The organism is Winogradskyella undariae (genome assembly GCF_013285155.1).
Classification (GTDB): domain Bacteria; phylum Bacteroidota; class Bacteroidia; order Flavobacteriales; family Flavobacteriaceae; genus Winogradskyella; species Winogradskyella undariae.
Map to the genome: position 1 here is coordinate 416,996 of NZ_JABTEL010000004.1, position 12,103 is coordinate 429,098.

Consider the following 12,103-nt stretch of genomic DNA (forward strand, 5'->3'; position numbering starts at 1 on the left):
TTTAAAAGTCTCCAAACTTAAGACCAATAAAGAAAGTACGTGGTCGGTTAGGTCCGTAAACATAGGTTGAATCTCTTCCTGCTCCGGTATCAAAATCACTTTGGTAACTGTCAAAAATATTTTGAACACCTCCACTTAATTCTACGTGAAAATTTTCAATAGGATCAAAATGGTAGGTTAGTTTTGTAGTCATGTCAAAAAACGATTCTGTATCTATTAGGTCTACAAAACCAGAATCACTAACAACAAGAGGAACAATCATAGAACCAGTATAGCTTCCTGTAACGTCTAGTTTAAAAGCATCGCTAACTTCCCAGCTAGAAGTTAAGAAACCATAAGTATTTGGTGATCTTACAAATTCATCTAATAAAACATCTTGTTCTCCTGGTATAGAACCATCAGATTCAAATAGTAGTTGATCTTCTTTAAATATTGACTTTTGTACGGTTAAACCTGCTTGGAAAAATAAATCTGAACTTGGTGAAACACTTAGTTCAATATTAGCACCTGTAACATAAGCACCAGAACCATTACGAGTTTCTTCTAAAATAGAGCCGTTTGATAATGGGGTACCTGTACTTACAATTGTAAATGGATTTTTTAATGTGGTGTAAAACCCTTCAACCAATAAATTAGTTTGTGTTTTGTTGAAATCCTTTGTGTAATCAAATGAAGCTGTATAGGCATTTGAAAACTCACTTTCTAGATTGTTAGATAATATAACAAAACGTTGTTCTCCCCCGACAGAAGAGATGTGTAAATCTTCATTAAAGGCTTGTGGTGCTCTAAATCCTCTAGCATAACCACCTCTGAATTTTAGTTCGTCTGTTAGGTTATATAATAAGGTTAGTCTTGGACTTATTACTGTTTCTGAAACATCTGAAGAGCTCTCTATGTCTTGAATAGTATAATAGCCATCCACGTTTACATTATCTAAACGTACGCCGATAAGTGCAGAAAATCTCTCTATTGGTTTCCATTCGTATTGCCCATAAACACCTATGCTATTTACCTTTTGATCTACAAGACGGTTGTAGCCAATAATAGCATCATTAGTGTCATTTAATTGGTATTCTATACCCGCTGTTACGATATTATTGTTTTTAAATTCATGATTAAATTTAGCTCCTGCAACAAAAGCTAAATCTTTAGTGTTTCCAAATGCATTATTTGCAGCGATAGAATCTTCAGCAGTTCTTCCGCCCCCTAATCCACCATAATAGCTTCCTCTATCTGTGTGCTGTAAAGAAGTATAAACACTTAAGGTGTTGGTGTGGTCATCATTAAAAAGTTCATAATCTAAACCTGTAAAAACGGTATTATGATCAAGTTCTTCTGTAATGTCACTAAATTGAGGTGATAATTCTAATTTATTTCCACCACGTCTGTATTCTCTAATGGCGGTAAAATCTAACCCAATTTTACTATTGTCATTTGGTCTTAAAAAAGTTTTTAATCCTAAAGAGTTGTTTTTTAATTCTGTAATTTCACTAAAACCATCGTTGTTTGCATCGTAGGCGTCACGATCACGGAATATACCGTAAACGGTAACCCCACTTTTTAAATCTTCACTAACAACAGATCCATTAATATTAACGGTACGGTCTGCTGTTTTTCCATCTATTAATCCTAGGTTTGTACTAATTTCCCAGCTATCATTTACAGGTTCTTTAGTAATCACGTTTATAGTTCCTGCTATTGCATTAGATCCAAAAAGGGCAGAACCACCGCTACGCACAACTTCGACACGGTCTATCATGCTAACGGGTATTTGTTCTAATCCATAAACACCATTTAAAGCACTAAATACAGGGCGGCTATTGACTAGAATCTGTGTGTATTGTCCTTGTAAACCATTCATACGTACCTGTGTAAAACCACAATTTTGGCAATTGGTTTCTAATCGTACTCCAGGTTGATAATTTAAACCATCTGCTAAGGATACAGATTGTGTGGCATTAAAGAGTTTGGGACTTAGTACTTTTACAATTACAGGTGCTTCTTTTTTACTAATTCTGTTTCTTGTGGCGCTGACTACAACTTGATCCAAGCCAAGTACATCTTCAATCATTTCAAAATTAATGATTTGGTTAACTCCAGGGGTTAAGGTTAATGGTGTTTCTTGTGTTCTGTAACCTTGCGATTTCACTATTAATATAATTTCTCCAGAGGCAAGGGTTAGGTTATAATCTCCATTTTCGTTAGTATCTGTGCCTTTTGTTCCGTTTTTAACATAAATACTAGCATATGGGACAGGGGCTCCTTCAATTGTTACCTGGCCCGAAATTGTGGTTTTGTCATTTTGAGCGGAAATCAATGTGACCATTAATAAGCTAATGAGGGTAAAATATTTCATATAGTTAAATTATTATTTAGACTTGATTGAATTATAATTTAGGCAAATCTAAAAATATGTTTTTAATAAAAAAAATATATCTTTGCATAAATTAAAAACTTGTGACTTTAGCAGAAGAGAATTATCTAAAAGCCATTTACCATTTAGAGCAACAATTTAAAAAAGGTGTTTCTACCAATGCGCTTGCTGAGGAAATGAATACAAAAGCATCATCAGCAACTGATATGGTTAAAAAGTTGGCTGAAAAAAAGATGGTTACACATGTACCTTATCAAGGCGCAACACTTTCTAAAGCAGGTCGTGATTATGCTGTAAAAGTGATACGCCGTCATCGTTTATGGGAAGTGTTTCTGGTGGAGAAATTAAATTTCTCATGGGATGAGGTTCATGAAGTTGCAGAACATTTAGAGCACATTAATTCTGATAAATTAGTTAACGAATTAGATGCGTTTTTAGAATTTCCTATTTACGATCCGCATGGTGATCCTATACCGGATAAAGACGGTAATTTTAAAACTGTTGAAAAAATTATTTTAGCTAAAGCTGAAATCGGGTTTACTTATAAATGTATAGGTGTAGATGATACGTCTTCTGAATTTTTAAAATATTTAGACAGTAATAGTATTGGGTTAGGTACTATAATTAAGATTTTACACAAAGAGCCTTTTGATAATTCTATAAAGTTAGAGATAGAGGATTCTGAAATTGTCGTTTCTCAAAGCGTAGCAAAAAATCTTTATTTAAAAAAGGTATAGTATTCATTTTTTAAAGCTAAAAATTCCATTAAAATATTGAGGTCTAATTGTTAGTGCTTATCTTACGCCCTAATTAATAAGGGAATTTTTAATTTTAAAATCTATTTTTATGTCAAATATGTTGAGATCGTGTGTTTTTTGTTTATTCATTTTACTACTTACTGTAAGTTGTAAAAATGAAAACAAACAAGATAAGGAAGTTGAAGTGCCTGAACTGATAATAGATGAGATGCCAATGTCACCTATAGAAACTATTGAAAAAGCTTACAATAATGAGGCGTTTTTATCTAAAGAAGCTATTGAGTTAGATATGGTAATTAGCTTTGGAGGTCAAGAGCGTTTAGATGCAAAAATGACTTATCTAACAAATTCTACAAAAGGTAAAATAGAATTAAAGGATGGTTCGTTTATATATTATGATGGTGATAAAGTATTTCATTCATCAGATTTAAAAAATGATAAAGCAGCTCGTTTTGATGCTTATACTTGGATGTATTTCTTACTGTTTCAAAATAAATTAAGTGACCAAGGAACAATTTGGTCTGAACTAGAAACTTCTGAGCTTAATAATAAAATGTATGATACACAACATTTAAGTTTTGAAGCTAATACGGGTGATGCTCCTGATGATTGGTATGTTGTTTATAGCGATCCTGAAACACATATGGTGGAATATGTTGCTTATATCGTTACCGTTAATAAATCTAAAGAAGCTGCGGAATCTGATCCACACGCTATAGGGTATTCTAATTTTAAAACCATAGATGGAATTCCATTTGCTCACAATTGGGAATTTTATGAATGGACTAAAGATGGTGGTTTAGGAAAAGTGATAGGTGAAGCAACGTTAAAAAATATAAAATTTGTAACTCCAGAAGCTGATACATTTACGATTCCAGAAGGTTTTATTGAGAAGTAATAATAATTTACTTGTTCTGAATTAAAACTTTTATTACAAAGATTAAGATAATCTCTATGCCTATATAAAAGATGCCATGTATAATGGTGAGGTTAAAAAAAGTAACAAACGCTATTGCGGAAAAGCATAAGCAAATACATAGAATTAGACTACTAATAAAATCTTTTGAAAAAGTTGCTTTGTTTTCTTTGTAATCGAAGAAGTAAGCTATTAAAATAAATATTATAGACAAATTCTAATTGATATTAAATCCCTTTTTTTTAAAGGGATTTTTTAGTGGCATCCACAACCATCATCACCTCCACAGGCTTTATTCGATTTTTTCTTAGTAGGCAATACGTACTTTTTTGCTAAAAAGAGCACTGCTAATCCTACAGCGGAAAATGCTAGTGTGTTTTGGATAATAGTGTTCATATATTTCTTTTTTAAAAGTTTTACGTTTTATACTATTACTTCTTTAAATTAAGACTTGGTAAGCCACTAGAGCTACAATATAAGCAAAAGTACTCATGATTACTAATTGATAAATAGGCCATTTCCAAGAGTTAGTTTCTCGTTTTACAATAGCAAGTGTACTCATACATTGCATAGCAAAAGCGTAAAATAGTAATAATGAAATACCAGAAGCAAAGTTAAATAAAGGTCCACCTAAAATAGGGTTTACTTCTCCTGCCATTCTATTTTTAATGGTTTCTTCTTCGTCACTACCAACACTATATATAGTTGCTAGAGTTCCTACAAATACTTCACGAGCAGCAAAAGAACTAACAATGGCAATACCAATTTTCCAGTCGTAACCTAAAGGTCTTATTGCAGGTTCTATAGCATGACCTGCAATTCCGATATAGGAATGTTCTAATTTCTGAGATTCTATTTTTTGATGTAATTCTTCTTTCGTTAAATTCTCAGAAGCATATTTTTCTGTAATAATACTTTCTGCATTATTAAAATTATCTCCAGGTCCGTAAGATGCTAAAAACCAAAGTACAATTGAGATGGCTAAAATGATTTTACCAGCACCAAATACAAAAGCTTTTGTTTTTTCTAAAACTGTTAGTACTACATTTTTAAATAATGGTAACTTATAATTTGGCATTTCTACAACAAAGAAGCTCTTGCTTTTTAATCCCATTATCTTGTTTAGTATCCAAGCTGAACCAACTGCAGTTCCGAAACCGATAAGGTATAATAGCATTAATGTTAATGCTTGGTAGCTTAAACCTAAAATTCGACCTTCAGGAATTACCAAAGCAATAATAATAAGGTATACAGGTAACCTAGCGGAACAGGTTGTAAAAGGTGTGACTAATATGGTGATTAAGCGTTCTTTCCAACTTTCAATATTACGTGTTGCCATAATAGCCGGAATAGCGCAAGCAGTACCAGAAATTAAGGGCACTACACTTTTTCCACTAAGTCCAAAGCGGCGCATAATTCTATCCATTAAAAAGACCACACGACTCATGTAACCACTTTCTTCTAGAATAGAAATAAACAAGAACAAAAATGCAATTTGTGGAATGAAAATAACGATTCCTCCAAGTCCAGAAATGATTCCTTCTGCTAGTAAATTAGTGAAAGCGCCTTCTGGTAAAGTTTCTTTGACCCATTCGCTTAAAGATGCAAAAGAACTATCTATAAAATCCATTGGTACACTAGACCAATCATAAATAGCTTGAAACATTAATAATAAAATGAGTCCAAAAATTAAATATCCCCAAACTTTATGGGTTAATATTCGGTCTAATTTTATACGTAAATCTTTTGCCGACTTAAGGTCAATAGTTTGTCCTTTTTTAAGCGTTTCGTTTATAAATTGGTAACGCTTTATTGTTTCTTTTTGTTGAAGGCGTTTTAAATCTGTTTTAGATTTTGTTTTAAAATCCTCAACAGCTTCGTAATTTTTTCGGTCTGTTTTACCAAAATTGACATCTTGCGTAATAACCAACCAAAGTTTATATAATAATTGGTTTGGGAATGCTTTTTTTAAATTATCAAAATAGGATTCGTCTATGGTTGACGAATTTAAACAAGGCTCTACAGAGAGTTCTTTATGTTTTATAATTAGTTCTCTAATCTGCTCTATACCTTTATTTTTTCGGGTGCTGACTAAGGCAATTTTTGTTTTAAGTTCTCTTTCTAAATGTGCGATATCTAAAGAAATACCTTTGTAAGCCATTCTATCAGACATATTAATCACCAAAATTGTTGGGATCTCTAAATCTTTAATTTGTGTAAATAGTAAAAGGTTACGTTTTAGGTTTTCAACATCACTAACAACAATGGCAACATCAGGATAATCTTTGCCATTTTTATTTAGAAGTAATTCTATAACAACATTTTCATCTAATGAAGAAGCGTTTAAGCTATAGGTTCCGGGTAGGTCAATAATATGTGCTTTTACGCCTCTAGGAAGTTTACAAATACCTTCTTTCTTTTCAACTGTAATACCTGGGTAGTTTCCTACTTTTTGATTTAAACCGGTTAGGGCGTTAAAAACAGAAGTTTTCCCTGTGTTTGGGTTTCCTATTAAAGCAACATTAATTTGCTTACTCATGCGCAGTTTCAATTATAATATGAATAGCAGTTTCTTTTCTAATAGCTAAATGTGTACCATTTATATTTAGGTACAATGGGTCTGCAAAAGGTGCGACTTGTACAAGCTCTACCGTATTCCCAGGTAAACATCCCATTTCAAGAAGTTTTAATGGAATATGAATAGAGGACACATCTATAATGATACCTTGTTGTCCACGTTTTAATTCTGCTAATGTCAATCTTTGCTTATTTAGAATTGTTTTAAAGAAGCAAAAGTAAGAGAAATTTATTAGTGTAAGAAGCTAGATAAGGAATATTTAACGGCTTTATCGATTTCTTACTGCTTATCAAAATACCTTAAAGTTTCTATGTCTTCTATAAGGCGCTTTATATCTTCAGGTTTAGTACCGTCGTAAAAACCTCTAATTTGACGTTTTTTGTCAACAAGTATAAAGTTTTCGGTATGTATCATATCATATTGATCACCATTACCGTCTGTCTTAACTGCTAAGTAGCTTTTTCTAGCCAGTTCGTAGATTTGTTTTTTATCACCAGTTACAAGGTTCCATTTTTGGTCATTAACACCTTTTTCTAAAGCGTATTTTTTTAATTGGGCAACACTATCAATTTCAGGTGTTACAGAATGTGAAAGCAGCATTACATCATCGTCACCCATAATTGCTTTTTGTACTTCAGCCATATGGCCTGTCATTATTGGGCAAATGGTTTGGCATGTTGTGAAAAAGAAATCAGCGACATAGATCTTGTCTTTGTAATCGTCTTGTGTTATCGTTTTTCCGTTTTGGTTGGTTAAACTAAAGTCAGCAATTTTGTGATATTTTAATTGATATTGAATTGTGCTATCTACTAATTCTTCACTCACCATTCCTGGTTGATAAATGGGTAAATTTTGTTTTACATTAAGAATATTATAGATAATTACAAGGATAATAACTGAAAGTACAGAAAAAAAGATTCCAAATTTTTTATAGCCTTTAAAGAACGCAAGAAATGACATTATGTATGTGTTAAAGATAGTTGTCATACAAAAATACGACTGTATCTCAATAAAAGCTTTATTTTTAACAATAAAAACCATTGCTATGAAACAATTTTTGGGATGCTTAATCCTGGCATTCACACTACAAATGAATGCTCAAGATTTTCATGATACATTAAATGAAATTCGTGATGCGGAAGCTAAATCTGCAATGAATCAAATTCTAAGCAGTCAGAATACTAATACAGGAAATTATGATGTAAAATATCACCGATTAGAGTTCGATATAGATCCGTCTGTAGCATCAATTTCTGGAGATGTAACCACTTATTTCGAAGCTAAAGAAGACGTGTCTGAAATCACTTTTGATTTGGCTGATAATATGATTGTTTCTCAAGTTTTACAAAGAGGAACAGCTTTAAGTTTTACTCAAAATACAGATGACGAGTTGGTGATTACATTACCAGTTATACAAAATTTAGGAGTTTTAGACTCGTTAACTGTAAGTTATTCCGGTAATCCTGTAAGTTCGGGGTTTGATTCTTTTGAGCAAACCACACATAATGGAGATCCTATTATTTGGACACTTTCTGAACCTTACGGTGCTAAAGGTTGGTGGCCTTGTAAGCAAGATTTAATAGATAAAATAGATGAGATTGATGTTTATATTACAACGCCAGAGCTTAATCCTTCAAGCGAAAGTTATGTTGCCGTTTCTAATGGCTTAGAACAGAGTCAGACCATAATTGGTTCAGAAAAAACAACTCATTTTAAACATAGTCACCCCATTCCTGCATATTTAATTGCTATTGCAGTTACTAATTATGAGGTGTATTCGCATCAGGTTCCTAATGATGGAAATCCTTTTGATATCGTCAACTATGTATATCCAGAAAACCTAACAAGTGCACAAGCTAGTACAGAAGTTACTGTAGATATCATGAATTTTTTCACTAATAAATTTGAAGAATATCCTTATGCAGACGAAAAATATGGACATGCCCAATTTGGTTGGGGAGGCGGTATGGAGCATACAACCGTTTCTTTTATGGGGTCGTTTAGTAGAAGTCTTATTGCACATGAATTAGCGCACCAATGGTTTGGTAATAAAATTACCTGTGGTAGTTGGAAAGATATTTGGCTTAACGAAGGTTTTGCAACCTATTTAGCTGGTTTAGTTATTGAAGATTTAGATGGTGAAGAAACTTTTAAATCTTGGAGACAACAAACCGTTTCTAGTATTACCTCTCAACCTGGAGGTGCTGTTTATCTTACCGATCAAGATACAACGAGTATAAGTCGAATTTTTAGCAGTCGTTTAAGTTATAATAAGGGAGCGATGGTGCTACATCAATTACGAAAAAAATTAGGAGACACCGATTTTTATCAGGGTTTACAAGATTATTTAACGACACCAACATTAGCTTATGATTATGCTAAAACGGATGATTTTATTACTGCAATGGAATTATCTACAGGTGAAGATTTAGGTGAGTTTTTCGATGATTGGGTTTATAATGAAGGCTATCCAAGTTATGAGGTTAACTGGAGCCAAAATGGAAATCAGTTACAGCTTACGTTAGCGCAAACTCAAAGTGATGAATCTGTTTCTTTTTTCGAAGCCGGAGTATCTATTAGGATTTTAGGGAGTTTGGGAGAAAGTATAGACGTCGTTTTAGATCATACAATTAATAATGAAGAGTTTTTAGAAACTGTTGATTTTACAGTAGATGAGGTGTTATTTGATCCCGATTATCATTTAATTTCAAAAAACAATACGGTAACTTTAGGTACTGATGATTATGATTTTAATACAGAAATAACCCTGTATCCAAATCCTACAACCTCTTTAATTCATATTGAAAAACCAGAGCAGACTACTATAAATAGTATAAAAATATATAATAGTTTAGGGCAATTGTTACTCGAACAAAATTGGAGTCCTCAAGTAGATTTAACGGCGTTGTCTTCGGGGTTATTATTTGTTCAATTTCAAACAGATGATCAAATCGTCAATAAACGAATTATAAAAAATTAGTGTAGGTCTGAATTTTAATATATTACCAATTGTTAAGTAATATATCATTTCATATAAAAACCTTACTTTTGCAAATCGAAATTTGAAAAATAGTACATGGAATTTGTTATAAAAATATCTCAATTTTTACTTAGTTTATCCTTGCTGATTGTTTTACACGAGCTTGGACACTTTATACCAGCAAAGCTTTTTAAAACTAAAGTTGAAAAATTTTACCTCTTTTTTGATGTAAAGTTTTCACTCTTTAAAAAGAAAATAGGAGATACCGAATATGGTATTGGTTGGTTGCCGCTTGGTGGTTATGTTAAGATTGCGGGTATGATTGACGAAAGTATGGATAAAGAACAAATGGCTTTACCACCACAACCGTGGGAGTTTCGTTCTAAGCCAACTTGGCAACGTCTTATTATTATGCTTGGTGGTGTTACGGTGAATTTTATATTGGCCTATGTTATTTATGTGGCAGTTTCATTTACTTACGGTGATTCGGATGTAAAAGTAGACAGTTTAAAAGATGGTTATTGGATAGATAACCCTACGTTATTAGATATCGGTTTTAAGACTGGAGATAAGATTTTGTCTATTAATAATATACCTGTTGTTAATGATTCGGATGTTGGGTTTAATCTTATTAGTGCAGAAACCATAACTATCGAAAGAGCTGGTGAAAAGAAAGATATTCATTTGCCTGAAGACTTTTTAGGACAATATTCTTCTAGTAAAAGTAAATTCAATTTTGAATACCGTGTGCCTTTTATGATAGGTGAAGTTGCAGATTCTTCTTTAAATGCTAAGAAGGATTTAAAAATGGGTGATATCATTAAGAGTGTAAATGGTAAGGAGATTAAATATTTTGATCAAGTTGAAGCGCTTACTAAAGACTTAAAAAATCAAAAAGTTACAGTCGAAGTTCTTAAAGACGATAATAGTATAGTAAAAGAAGAATTAACATTAGACGAAGAAGGTAAGTTTGGTATTCGTCCTTGGACAAATAACTACAGCCGTTTTGATGAGCTAGGGTATTTAGAAATTACAAGAAAGGAATACTCTTTTGGAGAAAGCTTTTCTGCAGGTGGACGTAAATTCACAAAGACGATTACTAATTATTTTGATCAATTAGCTGCAATTACAAATCCAAGTACAGGTGCTTATAAGGGTTTAGGTGGATTTAAAGCCATTTACGATCAATTTCCAAGCGCATGGAGCTGGTCTTATTTTTGGGGTTTAACCGCATTTTTATCAATTATGTTGGCTATCCTTAATTTATTGCCAATTCCGGCATTAGATGGTGGTCACGTAGTCTTTTTATTATATGAAATGATTTCGGGACGTAAGCCAAGTGAGAAATTTTTAGAGCGTGCACAAATGGTAGGCTTCTTTATTTTAATTGCCTTAGTGTTGTTTGCTAATGGAAATGACATCTTTAAGGCATTCAGCAATTAAATTTTGAAATATTTTTAAAAAAAAGTTTAAAAATATTTTGTAGATATTAAAAAGTGTTATATATTTGCACTCGCTAACGCGAAAAAACAATAACCTTCCTCTTTAGCTCAGTTGGTTAGAGCATCTGACTGTTAATCAGAGGGTCCTTAGTTCGAGCCTAAGAAGAGGAGCTTATTAAACCAAAAGCCTTTACAGAAATGTAGAGGCTTTTTTGTGTTTTATACTTTCCCTTGTTATTGTTGGGTTTGCTTTGTGGTGTTGCTTTAGGTATGTTTTTGTTAAAGCTTATTATTCTTCTCGGTTAAGCCTGGTTAGGTTGTTAAACCGACCCTTGCAAATTTCAGATAGCACCCATTATTAATTCAAACTGAAATTCAGAGGTAACTTGCATCAGAATGTGTTTTTAGTTTTAAACTGTGTGATCTGTGAGTATTAAAACTTGTATTCTGTAAAAGAAGAGTTTCTTTAATGAGCTTTACTGAAATCCAATATGTATATTTTGTATAAGTATTAAAATTATACTGAGAAAAGATAGGGTGGGTACTACTTGTGGTATTAAAATTATTTAGGGACTTAATTTATATATTAACTTATTGTGACTTTGTTTATGGGTTTATACTTTTTTTTTAGTTGAGTTTGTGTATTGAGAAAAATTCTTAAGTTGTGTTTCGGGATTTAGTATAATGATATTATGCAGGGCTTGAGATAAAAGTTTTGACTTTGCCTGGTTTCGATGATCGATACCGTAATGAGAAGTGATTTTGTAATCTGTAGGCTAAAGAATCATATGTGTTATTCTAAATCTTAATAATGTGTTCTGTCTTAATAATGGCTTTATGAGTAATGTAAATTGAACTCCTGATGCTTTTTTAGAATTGAGTAGATTTTATTTAAGTTTTAAAATATTGATAATTAGATATCTAAAAAATAGTTTTAAATAAACTTCAAAAAAGACTTGTAAGTAAGTAAAAGACTTGTATATTTGCACCCGCTTAACAAAACAACGTTAAGCAAAAGTAAAGAAATAAGTTCATTAACATATTGAATTGACAGC

General features: G+C 32.3%; 9 protein-coding genes and 1 tRNA gene. 5 read left to right on the forward strand and 5 right to left on the reverse strand.

Going from position 1 to position 12,103, the window contains the following annotated elements; genetic code table 11:
• Position 1: 1 nt before the first annotated feature.
• The gene (locus HSX10_RS08405) at positions 2-2,356 is read right to left on the reverse strand and encodes a TonB-dependent receptor (RefSeq protein WP_173587754.1); all 2,355 of its coding nucleotides are present in this window, start codon (positions 2,354-2,356) and stop codon (positions 2-4) included.
• Positions 2,357-2,457: 101 nt separating this feature from the next.
• Between HSX10_RS08405 and HSX10_RS08410 the strand changes: the two genes are divergently transcribed.
• Positions 2,458-3,111, forward strand: a complete 654-nt coding sequence (locus HSX10_RS08410; protein ID WP_173587755.1) for a metal-dependent transcriptional regulator — start codon at positions 2,458-2,460, stop codon at positions 3,109-3,111.
• Between the two features lie 109 nt (positions 3,112-3,220).
• On the forward strand, positions 3,221-4,030 hold the full coding sequence (locus HSX10_RS08415; protein ID WP_246293621.1) for a DUF6503 family protein: 810 nt from the start codon (positions 3,221-3,223) through the stop codon (positions 4,028-4,030).
• 273 nt (positions 4,031-4,303) lie between these two features.
• Here the strand turns inward: HSX10_RS08415 and HSX10_RS08420 are convergent, their stop codons facing one another.
• From HSX10_RS08420 to HSX10_RS08435, 4 genes are all read right to left on the reverse strand, one after another.
• A complete protein-coding gene (locus tag HSX10_RS08420; protein ID WP_173587756.1) occupies positions 4,304-4,444 on the reverse strand; it encodes a FeoB-associated Cys-rich membrane protein in 141 nt (46 codons plus the stop codon).
• 43 nt (positions 4,445-4,487) lie between these two features.
• Positions 4,488-6,587, reverse strand: coding sequence for a ferrous iron transport protein B (gene feoB, locus HSX10_RS08425; protein ID WP_173587757.1), 2,100 nt, complete (start codon positions 6,585-6,587; stop codon positions 4,488-4,490).
• Positions 6,580-6,807 carry a FeoA family protein gene (locus HSX10_RS08430; protein ID WP_173587758.1) on the reverse strand — a complete coding sequence of 76 codons (228 nt, stop codon included), beginning with the start codon at positions 6,805-6,807 and terminating at the stop codon, positions 6,580-6,582. The genes feoB and HSX10_RS08430 overlap by 8 nt, the downstream gene beginning before the upstream one ends.
• A gap of 98 nt (positions 6,808-6,905) precedes the next feature.
• Complete coding sequence (locus HSX10_RS08435; RefSeq protein WP_173587759.1) at positions 6,906-7,586, reverse strand: SCO family protein; 681 nt, start codon at positions 7,584-7,586, stop codon at positions 6,906-6,908.
• Positions 7,587-7,671: 85 nt separating this feature from the next.
• Here HSX10_RS08435 and HSX10_RS08440 point away from each other — a divergent pair, with 85 nt between their 5' ends.
• From HSX10_RS08440 to HSX10_RS08450, 3 genes are all read left to right on the forward strand, one after another.
• Positions 7,672-9,606, forward strand: coding sequence for a M1 family metallopeptidase (locus HSX10_RS08440; protein WP_173587760.1), 1,935 nt, complete (start codon positions 7,672-7,674; stop codon positions 9,604-9,606).
• A gap of 96 nt (positions 9,607-9,702) precedes the next feature.
• Positions 9,703-11,049, forward strand: a complete 1,347-nt coding sequence (gene rseP, locus HSX10_RS08445; RefSeq protein ID WP_173587761.1) for an RIP metalloprotease RseP — start codon at positions 9,703-9,705, stop codon at positions 11,047-11,049.
• A gap of 96 nt (positions 11,050-11,145) precedes the next feature.
• Positions 11,146-11,219 (forward strand) — tRNA-Asn (locus tag HSX10_RS08450).
• Positions 11,220-12,103 lie beyond the last annotated feature (884 nt).

Bases quoted from the DNA above. Each gene is read 5' to 3' on its own strand.
- HSX10_RS08405 (WP_173587754.1), bottom strand. From the start codon at position 2,356: ATGAAATATTTTACCCTCATTAGCTTATTAATGGTCACATTGATTTCC.
- HSX10_RS08415 (WP_246293621.1), top strand. From the start codon at position 3,221: ATGTCAAATATGTTGAGATCGTGTGTTTTTTGTTTATTCATTTTACTA.
- HSX10_RS08420 (WP_173587756.1), bottom strand. From the start codon at position 4,444: ATGAACACTATTATCCAAAACACACTAGCATTTTCCGCTGTAGGATTA.
- feoB (WP_173587757.1), bottom strand. From the start codon at position 6,587: ATGAGTAAGCAAATTAATGTTGCTTTAATAGGAAACCCAAACACAGGG.
- HSX10_RS08435 (WP_173587759.1), bottom strand. From the start codon at position 7,586: ATGTCATTTCTTGCGTTCTTTAAAGGCTATAAAAAATTTGGAATCTTT.
- HSX10_RS08440 (WP_173587760.1), top strand. From the start codon at position 7,672: ATGAAACAATTTTTGGGATGCTTAATCCTGGCATTCACACTACAAATG.
- rseP (WP_173587761.1), top strand. From the start codon at position 9,703: ATGGAATTTGTTATAAAAATATCTCAATTTTTACTTAGTTTATCCTTG.